The sequence below is a fragment of the Saccharospirillaceae bacterium genome, from assembly GCA_022448365.1.
Taxonomy (GTDB): domain Bacteria; phylum Pseudomonadota; class Gammaproteobacteria; order Pseudomonadales; family Oceanobacteraceae; genus Bacterioplanoides.
The window spans coordinates 755,331-771,655 of record JAKVCS010000001.1 but is presented as its reverse complement, the minus strand read 5'-3'; the positions used below and the strand labels follow the sequence as shown (position 1 = coordinate 771,655).

At 48.2% G+C, this 16,325-nt stretch carries 17 protein-coding genes; 10 read left to right on the top strand and 7 right to left on the bottom strand.

Annotated features, from left to right (window positions below; translation table 11 throughout):
• The first annotated feature begins 20 nt into the window (after nucleotides 1–20).
• From MK185_03555 to rnhB, 6 genes are all read left to right on the top strand, one after another.
• Nucleotides 21–521, top strand: coding sequence for an OmpH family outer membrane protein (locus MK185_03555; protein ID MCH2039695.1), 501 nt, complete (start codon nucleotides 21–23; stop codon nucleotides 519–521).
• Nucleotides 522–537: 16 nt separating this feature from the next.
• Nucleotides 538–1,560 (top strand): UDP-3-O-(3-hydroxymyristoyl)glucosamine N-acyltransferase, encoded by a 1,023-nt coding sequence (gene lpxD / locus MK185_03550; protein ID MCH2039694.1) that lies wholly within the window; start codon nucleotides 538–540, stop codon nucleotides 1,558–1,560.
• A gap of 5 nt (nucleotides 1,561–1,565) precedes the next feature.
• The gene (fabZ, locus tag MK185_03545; GenBank protein MCH2039693.1) at nucleotides 1,566–2,024 is read left to right on the top strand and encodes a 3-hydroxyacyl-ACP dehydratase FabZ; all 459 of its coding nucleotides are present in this window, start codon (nucleotides 1,566–1,568) and stop codon (nucleotides 2,022–2,024) included.
• Complete coding sequence (gene lpxA / locus MK185_03540) at nucleotides 2,021–2,791, top strand: acyl-ACP--UDP-N-acetylglucosamine O-acyltransferase (protein MCH2039692.1); 771 nt, start codon at nucleotides 2,021–2,023, stop codon at nucleotides 2,789–2,791. Before fabZ ends, lpxA begins: the two co-directional genes overlap by 4 nt.
• Before the next feature lie 22 nt (nucleotides 2,792–2,813).
• Nucleotides 2,814–3,947, top strand: a complete 1,134-nt coding sequence (lpxB, locus tag MK185_03535) for a lipid-A-disaccharide synthase (GenBank protein ID MCH2039691.1) — start codon at nucleotides 2,814–2,816, stop codon at nucleotides 3,945–3,947.
• A 62-nt stretch (nucleotides 3,948–4,009) separates the two neighbouring features.
• Complete coding sequence (gene rnhB, locus MK185_03530) at nucleotides 4,010–4,567, top strand: ribonuclease HII (GenBank protein MCH2039690.1); 558 nt, start codon at nucleotides 4,010–4,012, stop codon at nucleotides 4,565–4,567.
• Between the two features lie 43 nt (nucleotides 4,568–4,610).
• On the opposite strand, the gene MK185_03525 is transcribed toward rnhB, so the two are convergent.
• Nucleotides 4,611–5,420, bottom strand: a complete 810-nt coding sequence (locus MK185_03525; GenBank protein MCH2039689.1) for a lysophospholipid acyltransferase family protein — start codon at nucleotides 5,418–5,420, stop codon at nucleotides 4,611–4,613.
• 125 nt (nucleotides 5,421–5,545) lie between these two features.
• On the opposite strand from MK185_03525, the gene MK185_03520 reads away from it, so the two are divergent.
• Together MK185_03520 and MK185_03515 are read left to right on the top strand one after the other, a co-directional pair.
• Entirely contained in the window at nucleotides 5,546–6,754 is a 1,209-nt protein-coding gene (locus MK185_03520) for an NAD(P)/FAD-dependent oxidoreductase (GenBank protein MCH2039688.1), read from the top strand.
• 126 nt (nucleotides 6,755–6,880) lie between these two features.
• Nucleotides 6,881–7,186 carry a hypothetical protein gene (locus tag MK185_03515; GenBank protein MCH2039687.1) on the top strand — a complete coding sequence of 102 codons (306 nt, stop codon included), beginning with the start codon at nucleotides 6,881–6,883 and terminating at the stop codon, nucleotides 7,184–7,186.
• A gap of 7 nt (nucleotides 7,187–7,193) precedes the next feature.
• Here the strand turns inward: MK185_03515 and gloA are convergent, their stop codons facing one another.
• The 4 genes from gloA to MK185_03495 form a co-directional block, all read right to left on the bottom strand.
• On the bottom strand, nucleotides 7,194–7,598 hold the full coding sequence (gloA, locus tag MK185_03510; protein ID MCH2039686.1) for a lactoylglutathione lyase: 405 nt from the start codon (nucleotides 7,596–7,598) through the stop codon (nucleotides 7,194–7,196).
• Between the two features lie 71 nt (nucleotides 7,599–7,669).
• Complete coding sequence (gene nth, locus MK185_03505; GenBank protein ID MCH2039685.1) at nucleotides 7,670–8,305, bottom strand: endonuclease III; 636 nt, start codon at nucleotides 8,303–8,305, stop codon at nucleotides 7,670–7,672.
• A gap of 18 nt (nucleotides 8,306–8,323) precedes the next feature.
• Nucleotides 8,324–9,025 (bottom strand): DNA-3-methyladenine glycosylase I, encoded by a 702-nt coding sequence (locus MK185_03500; GenBank protein MCH2039684.1) that lies wholly within the window; start codon nucleotides 9,023–9,025, stop codon nucleotides 8,324–8,326.
• A 78-nt stretch (nucleotides 9,026–9,103) separates the two neighbouring features.
• Nucleotides 9,104–10,387, bottom strand: a complete 1,284-nt coding sequence (locus MK185_03495; GenBank protein MCH2039683.1) for a GGDEF domain-containing protein — start codon at nucleotides 10,385–10,387, stop codon at nucleotides 9,104–9,106.
• An 825-nt stretch (nucleotides 10,388–11,212) separates the two neighbouring features.
• On the opposite strand from MK185_03495, the gene MK185_03490 reads away from it, so the two are divergent.
• Nucleotides 11,213–12,277, top strand: coding sequence for a hypothetical protein (locus MK185_03490; protein MCH2039682.1), 1,065 nt, complete (start codon nucleotides 11,213–11,215; stop codon nucleotides 12,275–12,277).
• Nucleotides 12,278–12,322: 45 nt separating this feature from the next.
• Nucleotides 12,323–13,396 carry a hypothetical protein gene (locus MK185_03485; protein MCH2039681.1) on the top strand — a complete coding sequence of 358 codons (1,074 nt, stop codon included), beginning with the start codon at nucleotides 12,323–12,325 and terminating at the stop codon, nucleotides 13,394–13,396.
• A 110-nt stretch (nucleotides 13,397–13,506) separates the two neighbouring features.
• Here MK185_03485 and MK185_03480 read toward each other — a convergent pair whose 3' ends face one another.
• Both MK185_03480 and MK185_03475 read right to left on the bottom strand, forming a co-directional pair.
• Nucleotides 13,507–15,630 (bottom strand): methyl-accepting chemotaxis protein, encoded by a 2,124-nt coding sequence (locus MK185_03480; protein ID MCH2039680.1) that lies wholly within the window; start codon nucleotides 15,628–15,630, stop codon nucleotides 13,507–13,509.
• A 252-nt stretch (nucleotides 15,631–15,882) separates the two neighbouring features.
• Entirely contained in the window at nucleotides 15,883–16,308 is a 426-nt protein-coding gene (locus MK185_03475) for a BLUF domain-containing protein (GenBank protein MCH2039679.1), read from the bottom strand.
• Nucleotides 16,309–16,325 lie beyond the last annotated feature (17 nt).

Below are 16,325 nucleotides of genomic sequence, written 5' to 3'. Positions count from 1 at the left end.
AACAATTAAGGAGCATGAGGATGCGCTGGTTAATGGCTATGGCAGCTGCGCTGCTGATAAATACTGCAATGGCAGAAGGTTCAAAAATTGCCGTTGTTGATATGGAACGTGCGTTATTTTTATCCGACGTATTTAAAGCGTCTGCAAAAAATTTCGAAGCTGAAAACAAAACGGATATCGATAAGCTCAAAGGTCTGGAACAGAAACTGCGTGAACTGCAGGAGCAGGTTCAGAAAAATGCCGATGTGATGAGCGATGATGAACGTCGTAAGTCAGCAAATGATTTTGAAGAGAAAAAAGCAGAGTTCCAGTTTTTTGCCAAGAAGCTTCAACAAATGGAACAAAAATGGAAGAGAGAATTTTTCCAAAAACAATTGCCTGATATTGAAAAGTTGCTGAAAGCAATTATCGATGAAGCTGGTTATGATGTTGTACTTCAATCCGGTGCTGCGATCTACGTATCGCAAAAAGCGGATATTACCAAGTTGTTGTTGGAACGTTTGAACGCAAAGTCTGAATAACCAGTGGATTGGAATAATGCAGATCACTCTGGGTGAATTAGCCAGCGAACTTGGCCTGAAATTAATCGGGGATGCGGAGCAGTTGGTAACTGGTCTGAATACGTTAAGCGATGCAATATCCGGAGAAGTCAGCTTTCTGGCCAATCCGAGTTATCAGAATCAGCTTAAAGAAAGTAAAGCATCTGCTGTCATCGTTGCCGAAGACCTGGCTGATCAGGTCACCGGCAGTGCATTGGTAGCAACAAACCCGTATTTAAGTTTTGCTCAGGCCAGCCAGCTGTTTAACAACAGACCCAAAGTGACCACGGGCATACATCCCACAGCGGTTGTGGCTGAAACTGCGACTGTTGCAGCTGATGTTTCGATTGCCGCTCATGCGGTGATTGGGGAGTTCAGCCAGATTGGCTCAGGTTGTGAAATTGGTGCCGGTGTTGTGATTGGTGACTATTGTATGGTTGGCGAACTCTGTCAGCTTAATCCGAATGTCACCTTGTATCACAATGTGGTATTGGCAGATCGGGTAACCGTACATTCCGGAACTGTGATCGGAGCCGACGGTTTTGGTTTCGCGCCGGATAAAGGCAAGTGGCACAAAATCTGTCAGTTGGGTGGCGTGCGTATCGGTAGTGACGTTGAAATTGGATCCAATGTCAGTATTGATCGCGGGGCACTTGGCGATACCGTTATCGAAGACGATGTCATCATTGATAACCTGGTTCAGATTGCTCATAACGTGCGTGTTGGTCAGGGTTCCGCGCTGGCGGGCAATGCCGGTGTTGCTGGCAGTACCTCAATTGGTAAATATTGCACCATCGCTGGTGGTGTTGGTATTTCCGGGCATCTCGATATTGCCGATGGTGTGCACATTGCCGCTATGTCTCTTATCAGTAAATCCATCACTGAAAAGGGGGCTTACGCGTCGGGTACTGCGCAAATGCCAATGAACGAATGGCGCCGCAGTGCCACGCGTTTCCGACAACTGGATTCTATGGTGAAACGCCTGCAACAGTTAGAGAAAGCCAGAAAAGGTGAAGTTTGATGTCCCTGCATGATATTCAGCAAATACAGGATTTTTTGCCGCATCGTTATCCATTCCTGTTAGTTGACCGGGTGAACGAAATTGATTTGGAACACGAAGGTGGTGCTACTATTCGTGCTCTGAAAAACGTCACTATTAATGAAGAATTTTTTAATGGTCACTTTCCTGGGCACCCAATTATGCCCGGCGTACTGACCCTGGAAGCTATGGCACAGTCTGCCGGCATACTGGGGTTAAGCATTCTCGGTCGTGAAAAAGCAGCGAATACGTTGTACTACTTTGCCAGTGCCGATAATGTACGTTTTAAACAACCTATCGTACCGGGAGATCAGGTTATTCTGGAATCTCGTTACGTCAGCCATCGCCGCGGCATATGGAAGTTTACGTGCCGCGCTCTCGTAGATGAAAAGGTCGTCTGTTCAGCAGATATCGCCTGTGCGGAACGACAGCTGGAGCAAAGATGATTGATCCCAGAGCAATCGTAGATCCTGCCGCGAATATCGCGGACAACGTTGAAATTGGACCCTTTTCGATTGTTGGTCCAGACGTTGAAATTGGCGAAGGAACTGTCATTGGTCCGCACGTTATTGTGCGTGGCCCAACCAAAATCGGAAAAAACAACAAGATATTCCAGTTCGCCAGTATTGGTGAGGAATGCCAGGATAAAAAATACGCGGGTGAACCGACGACTCTCGAAGTTGGCGACAACAACGTGATTCGTGAAGCCTGCACCTTCCATCGTGGCACCGTTCAGGATGCCGGTCACACGCAGGTTGGCAGCCATAATCTATTTATGGTGAATGTGCACGTTGCCCATGATGCCGTTATTGGTGATAACTGTATCCTTGCCAATGACACCAACATCGCAGGTCATGTGAAGGTGGGTGATTACGCCATATTGGGCGGTGCAACTCAGGTCCATCAATTCTGTCATATCGGTGCACATTCGATGTGTGGCACCGGCAGTATCGTCTTAAAAGATATTCCGGCATACCTGATGTCTCAGGGATATCCGGTTAAGCCGCATGGGATTAATGTTGAAGGTCTGAAGCGTCGGGGGTTCACGAAAGACAGTATTAATCGCTTACGTGCAGCCTATAAAACTCTGTACCGCCAGAGTTTGACGCTGGCTGAAGCATTGGAGCAGATTGCACCGGTTGCCCAGCAGGATGAAGTCGTCAAAGTACTGTTTGACAGTCTGCAAGCCGGTGATCGCGGCATTATCCGTTAGTTAAATATTCAAGACACACACTATGCGCATAGCCATCGTAGCCGGTGAAACCTCGGGTGATATGCTCGGGGCTGGCCTGATTCAGCAATTAAAACAACGTTACCCAGCTGCCACTTTCGAAGGAATCGGCGGACCATTAATGATCGCTCAGGGGTTCAATAGCCTGGTTCCAATGGAGCGTTTGTCGGTGATGGGGCTGGTTGAGGTGCTTGGCCGTTTACTTGAATTACTGAAAGTTCGTCGTAATCTGATTAAGCGCTGGCGTGCTGATCCGCCGGATGTATTCATCGGAATCGATGCACCGGACTTTAACCTGACGTTGGAACATAAGCTGCGCCAGAGCGGAATTAAAACCGCGCACTACGTGAGTCCGTCGGTGTGGGCCTGGCGTGAAAAGCGGGTATTAAAAATCGCAAAAGCGGTGGACTTAATGCTGACACTGTTTCCTTTTGAAGCCCAGTTTTATCAGCAGCACAAGGTCCCTGTGAAATTTGTTGGTCATCATCTGGCTGATAAAATTGCGCTTGAGACACCCACTGCGCCCTCTCGTGAAGCGCTTGGTCTGGATCAAAATCGTCAGGTTGTTTGTTTGATGCCAGGGAGCCGAGGCAGCGAGGTTGAGCGTCTCGGTGCGGTATTTTTGCGCACGGCTGAATTGATGTTGGAAAAGCGTAACGATCTTCAATTTATTATTCCCGCAGCCAGTGTTGATCGTCGCAACCAAATAGAAAATATGCTGGCTCAATATCCAGGCAACTTGCCGGTGAAAGTTATTCTTGGTCGTTCACAAACCTGTATGGCTGCATCCGATACGATTTTACTGGCATCGGGTACTGCTACGCTGGAAGCGATGCTGCTGAAAAAACCGATGGTGGTCAGTTACATCGTGGCACCACTGACGTATAAGATCCTCAAGCGTCTGGTGACCCAGCCTTATATTTCATTACCGAATTTACTCGCCAGTCGTGAATTGGTTCCAGAGCTGATTCAGCATGAAGCAACGGCAGAAAACTTGTCTGAAGCCTTGCTAGCCCGCCTGGAAGACAGTGACGATATGCACCAGTTACACGAAACTTATCTGTTTATTCATCGGCAGCTGAAACGCAATGCCGACGAAGAAGCTGCTGCGGCAGTTGCGGAACTGATTGAGTCATGAGTGAACAGGACTCTGGTGGTGCCGTAAAGACCGAGGTAGAGCAGCGTTTAATCGATCATGCTGTGGTTTATTGTGGTGTCGATGAAGCTGGTGCAGGCCCCTTGTGTGGTGATGTTGTTGCGGCGGCAGTGATACTTGATCCGGATAAACCGATTCCGGAATTAACCGACTCAAAAAAGCTGACGGAAAAAAAACGCGAACGGTTATTCGATGAAATTCGTCAGCAGGCCATTGACTATTGCATTGCTCGCGCCACTGTCGAAGAAATTGATCGTATGAATATTCTTAATGCCCGCATGCTCGCCATGAGTCGTGCAGTGAATGGTTTGCAGGAATCTTGTCAGCACGCATTAATCGATGGCAACAGGCTGCCTGAACTGGATATTCAAGCCACTGCCATTATCAAAGGCGATGCGCTGGTGGCGGCCATTTCTGCCGCGTCGGTACTGGCTAAAGTGCAGCGTGACCGTGAAATGGTCAAACTGGATGAACGCTATCCGGAATACGGTTTCGCGAAACACAAAGGTTATGGCACCAAAGCGCATTTGGAAGCCTTAGCGGAACACGGCCCGTGCGATATTCACCGCCGTTCTTATGCGCCGGTAAAGAAGCTTCTTTAAATCATCCGCAGTATTGAACGTCGCGGTTCTATTGTCTCCCTGATTAGTTATCAATTAACTTTTTCTGTTGTGTATAAACCTTACTGCGTAAGAGTTCCCGCATGGCTTCCGGGCCTTCGAGGTTGTTTAACTCTGCCGGTTCAATACGCTCGCCGATACCAATATGAATGGTGGAGTTTCGTTTTTTAAGAAATTCAGCCGGGATCCGCAAGGTACGCAGAGCAGGGTGCACTTTACCCAACAGGTGAAAGCTGCGGCTATTGTGGCCATGAAAGTACATCGGAATAACCGGTACCTGTGCATTCTTGATTAACTTCATGCTCGATAATGACCAGTCACAATCCTGAATACCACTTTGAGCCTTATACCAGGTCGAAACTTCTCCGGCGGGGAAAATACCGAGACCAAGTCCGGCTTGCAGCTGAGTCAGGGACTTCTTGGTGCCGCCCATGCGTTTCGGACCGGAATTTTCAAATGGATTTACGGTAATAAACAGATCGGATATCGGAGCAAAATAACTCAACAGAAAATTAGCAACGACACGAAAATCCTTCCGTTTACGGCCAACGATCAGTAATAGAATAATTCCGTCGAGAAAACCAAAGGGATGGTTCGATACTGTAATAAACGGACCTTCCTCGGGTATTTCACGCGCCAGTGCTTCCATGTCATAACTGAGGCGGATCTGGAGAAAATTCAACGCCTCTTCAATCATGTCGATGCCCTGTTTTTTCGTCAGCTGACTGTAGATGCGATTCAGAGTTGGCCCTTTCAACAGGTAGAGCAACATATCCAGTTTTCGTGGTGACAGTTTAGTCGCTTTCATCAGACCCTGGCGGTCAAACAATTCCATCAATCATTCCTCTGTAAACAAGTGTCTGAACTCTTCTGTGGCATAATACCAGCCCTGTTGCGCAGGCCACATGGTTGGTACTGCCAAGCAGATTGTTTGTCATAAAAGTGAAGTGTAACGGCCAAATGCTGCAGAAATACGAAGTGATAATTATTGGTGCCGGCGCTGCCGGTCTTATGTGCGCTGCCCAGGCCGCTCAGCGGGGACGTCAGGTTCTGGTGCTTGATCATGCCAATAAAGCCGGTAAGAAAATTCTGATGTCAGGTGGCGGTCGTTGTAACTTCACCAATTATTACGTAGAACCTGACCGCTATTTGTCTCATAACCCACATTTTTGCAAATCAGCACTGAGTCGCTACACTCAGTGGGATTTTATTGCGTTGGTCGATAAGTACGGTATCGCGTATCACGAGAAGAAGGGTGGCCAGTTATTCTGCGATAACAAAGCCAGCGATATTCTCAATATGTTGCTGGATGAATGCCAGCTGGGTGGTGCCCGTATTCAGCTGAAAACATCGATTGACCTGATAGAACCCATCCATGATGCAAATGACGAGGGTCTGCGTTATCAGCTGCAGACATCTTCGGGCCGACTTCAATGTCAGTCGTTGGTGATTGCGACGGGTGGACCATCCATTCCTACGCTTGGGGCAACCGGCTTCGGCTATGACATTGCCCGCCAGTTTAATCTCGACGTATACCCTACCCGAGCCGGGCTGGTTCCGTTTGTCGTTACCGATCATCACAAGGCTTTATGTGAGTCTTTGTCGGGCACATCCTTGAACGTTGCCGTTCGTTGCAATAACAAGAGCTTTAGCGAGGATTTGTTATTTACACATCGAGGTTTGAGTGGTCCGGCGATTCTGCAAATTTCGTCTTACTGGGCTGAAGGCGATGCCGTTGAAATAGATTTGTTACCGTCGCAAAGTCTGAGTGAGCGGTTAAGGCAGCAACAACATCAGCGCCCCAAAGTCAGTTTAAAAAACTGGTTGGCCGAGTTCTTTACGCAAAAATTTGCTGAATTGTGGCTGCAGCAAAAGCACCCTGAGCTGTCTTCGGTAACGCTGGCTCAACTCAGTGGTGCAGATATGGATACTGTTGCTGACAATATTCATCAGTGGCAGGTGAAACCTTCGGGTACGGAGGGGTATCGTACTGCGGAGGTTGCATTGGGTGGGGTTAATACCGATCTTATTTCGTCAAAATCGATGGAAGTGAAGCAGCAGCCGGGGCTGTTCTTTATCGGTGAAGTACTCGACGTCACCGGTCATCTTGGTGGCTTTAATTTCCAGTGGGCCTGGGCCAGTGCTGTAGCGGCAGCCGAGTGCGTTTAAGTCCGGATACACCATTAAGTAACATTGGAAGGGCCAACAAAGCCCTCAGCAGACGGGTTATTCCCATAGACAAGGTCGGTTCTGTGGCAGTAAGCTGAAAAGTACTATGATTGCCGAGGTGATGATGTGATTAACCAGCCACCGGAAGCTCTGATTCAATGGTTTGTTGACGAGCTGCGTAAATTGCCACGAGATACTTCGGTGCAATTGCATGAACAAGATTTTTACAGTGGTAACACGGCCTACGATCAGACTTTTTATCGACTACAAAAAGAGGCTGAGCGGCGCTGGCGTCTGCTGTACGGCGAGGCGCCCAGCCACGGTCACCTGTTGAATGCTTACTTCCAGGCGGAGCATTTTCTCAGCCGGGAAAAACGGCTTGAACCCTGGTGGAAAAAGATTCAGGCGATGTGGCATGGACGTAACCAGTAATTGTTGTCTATGATTTTGTTTCCAACGAACCTTTGGTTTGAATCAGTTCAATTTTGTAGCCGTCCGGGTCTTCAACAAAAGCAATAACGGTTTTACCGCCTTTTACCGGGCCCGCTTCACGGGTAACGTTGCCACCATGTTTGCGAATCGCTTCACAGGTTGCATAAACATCCTCGACTTCAATGGCAATGTGTCCATAAGCATTGCCTAAATCGTACTGATGAGTGCCCCAGTTGTAGGTCAGTTCAATCACGGCACCGTCACTTTCATCACCATAGCCAAGAAAAGCCAGTGTGTACTGATATTCCTCATTCTCGCGGCTACGAATCAATTTCATCCCCATCACGTCGGTGTAAAAGGCGATGGATTTATCCAGATCCCCGACTCGCAGCATTGTGTGCAAAATTCTCATCGTTTTTCTCTTGTTATACGGATTTTGTCGAAAGGTATGAATACCGCTCTGACAATATCACCAGCTCAAACTCAGTCTTCGGTTTTTTCTTTAAATTCACACAGATCCTCAATCATGCAGGAACCACACTTAGGTTTGCGAGCAATGCAGGTGTAACGTCCATGAAGAATTAACCAATGATGTGCATCCATCAGGAATTCCTTTGGTACAAAGCGCATTAATTTTTCTTCAACCTCATCAACATTTTTTCCCGGTGCAATTTTGGTGCGGTTAGACACCCGGAAAATATGCGTATCAACGGCCATTACTGGTTGTTTAAATGCAGTGTTTAACACCACATTCGCAGTTTTCCGGCCAACACCAGGCAGAGCTTCCAGCAGTTTTCGCTCTTGTGGCACTTCGCTGGCGTGTAATTCAACCAGCATCCGGCACATTTTAATCGCATTTTTAGCTTTGCTGTTAAATAAGCCGATGGTTTTAATGTACTCCCTGAGTCCGTCTTCTCCCAGGTCAAGAATGGCCTGAGGTGTGTTGGCTACCGGGAATAATTTTCGGGTGGCTTTGTTAACGCTGACGTCCGTTGCTTGTGCCGATAGAGCGACTGCCAGCAACAGCTCAAACGGAGAACTGTACTCCAGTTCAGTCTCCGGGTTGGGATTATCATCCCGTAGGCGAGTAAATATCTCGGTGCGTTTTAATTTGTTCATGCTAATCGGTTATCACGGTTATTCTGCGGGTTCTAGCCCGACGTAGTTATCGCCAACGCTCAGGGCAATCAGGTAACTGAGCTCCTGTAACGAACGGCCACTGTGTTGTTGTAAATCATTAAAAAAATACTGGGCTGCATTGAGGGATTTTTTAGTTTGCAGACCGCCTTCTATAATTTTATGACCACGAAGATAGGCTTCCACATCGCGAGATAAAATAAAGGTATCCTTACCCAGCGTGCGCAAAGCATAGACGCCGGTATTGCCACCTAAACGTGCGCCATGCTTTTTAAGATGGGCCCATAACGTGATAATTTGATCGGTTGGGTAATCGGCAATAAAGTCAACGAACGCTTGGCCATGATCCTGCTGATGGTAGTAAATCATGGCCGCATTAATCGGTACGGTTTTTACTTTATTATAATTTCGGACTATGCGTTCATCGGTGGATTTTTCTTCCAGCATTTCTGGTGGCATACGCAGCAGCTTGTCGATGTTAAAATCCCAGAAGACTTCGCGGAAGCCCGTCCATTTATTGTTGATAACCTGCCAGTAGAAGCCACTCTGAAAGATTTTACGAGTGAACTCTTCCAGCCAGTCATCGCCACTGAGATTGCGCAGCTGACGGGCGCTGAGTGGCGCTGATAATAATGATTCGATAACAGCTTCGCCGCCTTTTCGGTGGGCGGCACGGTCGTATATGTCCTGAAACGTTTCCACATCGGGTTCCGGCTGGTTACTGAGGACGGATATGATAATCGACCCGCGATCAAGATGTGAATGATCGCCGGAAAAAACTCAGCGTTTTGCCAGCTGAACCCGGTTGCGTCCTTGCTCCTTCGCTTCATACAGAGCGAGATCAGCCCGTTTGAACAAGGCATCTGTGCCTTCACCACGACGGCGTTGGGCAACGCCAAAACTCAGGGTGACGTGTAGCGTCTGATTGCAGCCCCCGGTGTTGCGCTGCTGTTGGCCTTTGTTGTGGTCTTCCGGACGACTCTTGCGGTTGCGGATTACCAGAGGATAGTTTTCAATCCGTTTGCGTAATTCTTCGACGTACGACTGGCAAAGCAGGTCGTCGGCTACCGGGAATACCAGAGTGAATTCCTCTCCGCCATAGCGATAAGCTTTACCCCCGCCCTGAGCCTGACTCAGTTGTTGCGCAACCAAACGCAGCACATCATCACCCACATCGTGACCGTGGGTATCGTTGAACTGTTTGAAGTGATCGATATCAGCCATGACCAGACAATATGACCCCCAGCGATGATCCAGGTCGCTCAGCAGTGCGCGGCGCGCTGGCAGGCCGGTGAGTTCATCGATAAATGCCAGACGGTGATTATTCATCATCAGATTCGTGAACAGTAACAGCATCGCAAACGATGAAATCAATACGGAGATATGAGGAGTGGCGAACTGGTAAAACATCCCGGCAAACATCAGGGCCAGTGTAATCAACACCAGATCATTATGGCGCGGAGCGCGGGTACACAGTAGCAGTACTAATAGCGAGACAGCTACCGACATCAGTGGCAGTAACCCAAGATGGCCATTCTCCAGAAATGTTTGCAGTTGTATGGGCAAGTCACGTTGCCAGGTTACATCCAGTGCGATGACATTTTGCAGCTGTGGCAATGAAGCAAACAAACTTTCCAGATTGGTCAGCATCAGTGCCTGAATCAGCATAATGAACAGGTAGGCGCAGCCGGGCAATGACAGCGGGCGCTTCTCCGGTAGTAAGCGAATAACCACCAGGTTCAATGGAATCATTATGCTCAGCCAGTAGTAAATCTCATACTTGGCATTAGCCTCAAGGTTGACCTGTAGCTGCGTCTGTATCAGTGCGAAGCTGGCAGTAATCAATAATGCCTGATTGGCCAGTCTGCCTTGATTAAACAGTTGCGCCAGAGTGATGATTACGCCAGCAAAAATATAGGGTAGCTGCTGTAACGGCATCCAATAACGACTATTCAACTGTGGCATCAGTGGCAGGCAAATCAGCACTGCACAGAGCACCAGAACAGGTAGCAGATAGGGCGTCATCCAGAGGCGTGCGGTAGTGAGCAAAGTCAGACCACTCATATATTTTTGTTGATTATATTATTGGTACAAAAAAAGCGTTACGCAAAAGCCTTTGATAACAGGAACTGTCAAAAATTGAATCGTTATGTAACTCATAAAACACGGGATTTTCCGACCATAATTGATACCTTCCCGCAGCATCAGGGCTGATCCTGTTGGCTTGTGGACACTTCAGCGTGGTGCTAACGGGCTTAGGTAAAACGAAACTGACGTATCTTTTTATTGGCCGACAATGAAGCAGGGGGCTTAAGTAATATGAAAAACAGCTGGGCAGGTTATGACCGGGTAATGTCGATGGCCCGGACTGTCTAGGTTTATAGGGAGGTAGAAAAATGAATACCAAGAGCCAAAATGTCAGCCAAAACAGCGGCGAATATGGCTAAGCGTGGGGGGCTATGTCTGTTATTAAACGTGTGTATCCGGTGATATCCGCATCGGATAAATGGTTCGCTTATTGATCCATGAGAAATAAGAATCCCACTTTATATTACCTTTCTCTGCGACAGCGACGATAAAAGCTTCACCAACACTATTTTGAGGTGTTTCTCTGACCACTTTTCTTGTTAAAAAATGTAGTGTTATTGTGAATGCATGTTGATGGTTGTAGCTACCTTGTGGGCCAATTGATGCGCTATTCGCATAAATCTTCCGGGGGACAGAATTTTTAACGAAATTAATTCTTTAAAATGTCGTATCTGACTCATTCCTTATCTTTAGTCTTTTTTTACCCCTTCGATTAATGACTCTTTTACTCCATTCCTGCGGTTTTTCCTGATGAATCTCAGGCGTATGCTGGAAGTCGTTTAATAACAATAACTGTGAGATATGCCTCGATTTTTTCTGATAGCCGCAGGGCTGATACTGGTTATAACGGTGGTGTTGCAACTGATGCCTGAGTCTCCGTTGGTGGTTACTGCCGACTCGATGCCCGTGCAAACCACTACGGTAACGCTGACAGCAGAATCCAAACCTATGGAAAGCGGGTCACCCCTGGCGGCACCTCTGAAGCCTGTGTTGCGTCAGGTCGCTCAGCAATATCAGCGTCAGAATCAGTGGCCATCTTATTCACTACCTCTATCCGATCACCAGCTGGAGCTGATTTACCCCAACCAGGGAGCTGAGATTTCTCAATCTCTACAGCCGCTGGGTCTCAACGGTGAACTGCGTATTGATCTTGATCACTTTCGCTATCGTGTCGGAGAAACATTGTCTGCGCAGGTATCACTGATTGCTGATGATGCTTTATTAAGTCAGATCAGTGAGTTGAAAATTACCGTTATTGATCGCCAGAAAAAAACACTGCAACAATTATCCAGCCGTCTTTCAGAACAGTCGCAGGGGAATCAATGGCAGGCTCAGATAATCGTGCCTGATAGTTGGCCGCAGGAAGCATCGGTTAATGCGCAGATGGTTTTTGTTGATGGCCAACAACTGAATTACAGCGCGCCGTTTCAGGTATTTGATCCGGTTGCTGAAGTGGCTGGAGTGAAAACATCGCATGTGGACGACAATGAATTAATTATTCCGGTGGATATTAAAAAAGCAAAAAGCGGTTACTACAAATTGGCTGCGGCTTTGTTTACGGAACAGAATCAACCGATCGCCTATCTTCAGGGAAAAGCCAAAATTGCTTCTTCCACCGGCATGATCGAGCTGAAGGTACACGGGTCACTTCTTGCCGGGCTAGGACCAAGGCAGGATCTGGTCATTAAAAGTTTTCAGTTGCGAAGAATCCCCGCGCGCCCCGGAGATGGTGTTATTGGTTGGGGAATCAGTCGCGAACCTTCCTATGTTATCAAGCAGGTTAACCCGGCGCTGTTTGATGATCGACCGTTTCAGAATGCCCAGGTGATCGCCCGGGCAGAATTTCTGAAAAACCTGGCCCAGTAACATGGTCCAGTTCTCAACTTAATAAAAATAATAAGGGGAATCCTTATGCTCGATAAGCAAGGCAAAACACGTTCGTCATTGTGGCGTTATTGGCTGGCACTGTGCTTTTTATGCAGTTTACCGGTTCAGGCCCAACTGGCGGGAAAGAATGTCATTCTGGTGCACGGCTTACAGCCGGGCCAATTAATGCAAGCCAGCATTGATGATCGCCAGGTGGAACAGGACGGAGCCAATTATTGGTCGGCGTTCTGGGCACAGCATGCTGATGACAGACTTGACTGGAGTTCGAAACAGCGGTTACAGCAGGGTATTGCTGAAGCGGCCTACGATAAAGTGATCGGTTGGTCACGCTCAGGTTTTTGTAATCAGGGCTGTGTCATCGTGACCCATTCTACTGGCGATCTGGTAACGCGTATGTTACTCGATCAACAGGAAATCTGGACCGAAGCAGCGGGTCTGCAACCATTGAATGTTCTGGCTGTGCTGGACTTTGCTGGCGCGGGTGGTGGTTCCGAATTAGCGCAGTTAGCTATTGATGTCGCGGGTAGCAACAGCTGGCTGACGGCACCGATTCGCGCAGCGGTTAACGCGTTTTTGGGCTTTACCGTAACGCCTGAGAAACTCGGGGTGCTGGAGGATCTGCGACCAACAGTGGCACGTCAAACCGCTATTGGTGCATCTGATGTGCCGCGTTTACGTTTTGTCGGTGGTGGTAATGAATATCTGGGTGTAACCGGGCCATTCTTACCGGGTACAGACGATGGCGTGGTATCTCTGCACTCGGCCTGTGGTGGTAACCGTATCGAAGGTATCGACAGTTGTGTGAACTACCGCGCACTGGACGGTAAAAAAACCAGTGTTAGCGCTCCTAAAGGCCTTTACGTGAATCATTATCCGGTGCTGATGGGTAGTAATACGCATCACGGCGGTACCATAGGTGACCAACGTGGCGTTGAGCTGAGCTATGCCGCTAATAATTTACAGCAGGGTGTGAATTTTTCCGTAGCAACCAAGAGCCGCAGCAGTGGCTGGTGGTTATGGAAAAGCACTTACCATACTGTGAAAAATTCGGAGAACTCAAGCATGTCTGAGCAGGTATTCAACGCTGTTAGCCTGTAATTGAGTGCCTTGTATCGTTTTTAACACAACGAAGTAACAATGCCCGCCTGTTAGTGTTCATGCACACGGAACGCTAACAGAGCGGGCATTTTTATTTCACGGAATATGAATCAGGTACGTAATGCATTCAGTTGCTGATCCAATACATTAAGTTGGTCGGTCACGTGATGACTACTTTGGTTGGCATCCTGAGCGAGGCCGGCAAGTGCCTGTGCTGCATCACCGATATTCGTCAGGTGGCGGGAAATCTCCTCACTGACGGAACTTTGTTCTTCTGCCGCAGTGGCAACCTGACTGATGTGATCGGTAATTTCTGTAATGGCTTCCACTACCTGGTGCAACGAAGTGTGTGCCTGGCGGGTGGTCTCCATACTGCCGGTAGCCTGCTGCGTGCCGTTGTTAATGATATTAACGGCCTTGTTGACCTCGTCTTGCAGGCTGACGATCATACCGTCGATTTCTTCGGTTGATTCCTGAGTTTTCGATGCCAGAGTTCGCACTTCATCGGCAACGACTGCAAACCCCCGGCCTTGTTCACCGGCACGCGCTGCTTCAATGGCGGCATTAAGTGCCAATAGGTTGGTTTGTTCTGCAATCGAACGAATCACCACCATAATGCGGTTAATGTCATCGGAACGTGCCGCAACCTGAGAGATTGACTCGCTGGCGGTGTTCATGTTTGAAGACAGTTCAAGCACGCTATCAACCGCGGTGGATAGATTGCGCTGAGATTCAACCACCGTGGCCTGCACTTCCTGAGTCCGGTCTGAGGTGTCTTGGGCAATACGGGAAACCTCCATGGCAGTGGCCGACATTTCCTGAGTTGCGGTCACCACATTATCCACTTCGTGTTGCTGGCTATCGGTATTTTTCCGTGTTGTCTGGCTGATGGAACGATTTTGATCGGACGCACCGCGGACTTCATGACCGACCTGTTTTAATGCCTCAATCATATCGCGCAGCTTCAGCATAAACTGATTAAAGCCATGGCTGAGTTCGATCAGTTCTGCGTGGGTATCCAGCGTCAGGGTTTGGGTCAGGTCACCGTTATTACTGGCCAGTTGCTGGACTTGCTGATTCAGTTGGCTCAACGGTCTGACAATACTCTGCACCAGCAAGCCAATGGCAATAAACGCAACGATGGTTAAAACCACAGCGGTGATCAGCTGAGCGCCCAGTACCGCTGATTTCTCGTTAGCGATTAATTGTTGCAGCTCTGTCAGCTGAGCCAGAACAACCGCCTTCGGCAGCTCAATAACCAAAGACCACTGGCTGTTGGCGGCCTTGATGGTGATCGGTGATGACACAAAAATACGGGTATCGGTTTGTAAGACACCGTCGCTTTCATGCAGTGATTGTAATTGCTGACCCAGTTGCGGCATTGATTCAGTAAAGGGGCGGGTTAATTTTTCCGTATAATGGCTGGAGGCGGCAACAAACCCCATAGACGATAACAGCGTTACTTTGGCCTGGCCGCCGTAGAGTGAAGCGCTGAGTTGTTCGACCAGCTTCTGAAATATGGGTAAATTAACGTCGGTACCAACGAGGCCCCGAAACGTACCGTTAATGACAACCGGCACCGTCAGGCTGGTCATTAATTCATTGTAACCGGGGCGGATTTCATACATGTAGGGTTCCATGGCGCAGGGACGAAGGCTGTCTTTGCTGCACAGATACCACTCTGATTCGCGGATACCAAACTCATTTTTAGCGTCTGCATATTTTTCTTCAGCGTTATCGACCTTCTCCTGACTGAGGCTGCCATCCGGGTTACGTACCCAATAGATTTCTAATGAGCCGCTGTCTTCAGTGGAGTGTTTTAAACCTGAATTGACGAACGCATCGTCGTTATTATCGTAACCATTGGCATCAAACTGGGCGTACATCGAACTCACATCCGGATTGACTGCCAATGCATCACCAATCAGACGGCTGACTTGCTGTCGTGTCATTGGATTATCAGATGAGGGTGATGCCTGAATCACCCCGGCTAAGGTTGTTGGAATACGATAAGTTGAGTTGATGTAGCCAGCCATGCGTTCGCTGTAAGCGTCTGCAGAAGCCCGAATGCGCTCTATTGCCGCCTGTGAAAGATTATTCTCGGCATTGCTGGATACCTGGTCGCTCAGATCAGAAATGCCATTATTGGTTTGCCAGCTCATGGTGGCTGCCAATAGAACTATGATCGCCAGAGTGGTTGCCAGAAGCTTATTTTTCAGGGGAAGTGATTTCATCTTCGATCCGGGTAACTGCTCGATTTGTCCTTAAGATTAGACAGTCCCTAAAAAATTGCGTGATTACCCATATAATTATCAGGTGTTTACATCAATGCGGGCCAATCAAACGCCCGATCGCAACCTGAGGGAGAAGTTTTTCTGGCAATACTACTTTTTTGCTTTGCTGAAAGCGTTTGCGGCCAGTAATGAAAGTATTGATGGAACTTCTGATTCAGTCTGCACCACCCGATGCATTTGCAAGCCACTGGATTACATACCGCTGCCGCTGGTTTGTTTCACCGCTTCTTTTAAGAAACGTAGTGCCCCTGTGTTAGTCATCAGGTATGGATCAAGATCATTTACTCCGGAGAAACGCAGAATAAGCTCCTGGGTAATTCGTGAGTCCGGAACGTAATGCATATCCCATTCTCCAAAGTCGCGTTCATCGATGTATTGATAGCACAACAACTCCACCTCTTTGTGGCGTTTGTCGCGGGTAATGCTGTTGTAAATCAGGTTTACCTGAGAACGTGATCCTTCCAGGCACTGCATAAAATATTTGCGGTTAAAACACAGACAACCGGTAACCAGGTGCCGATGATTGCGTTCCTGCGAGGTCTTAATCAGCGATTCAATTTCTGATTCATTCCACTCGTCTGTTTTCTTGCTGGCATAAATAAGGCGAACTAACGGCATATCTGGCCTCCGCAGGG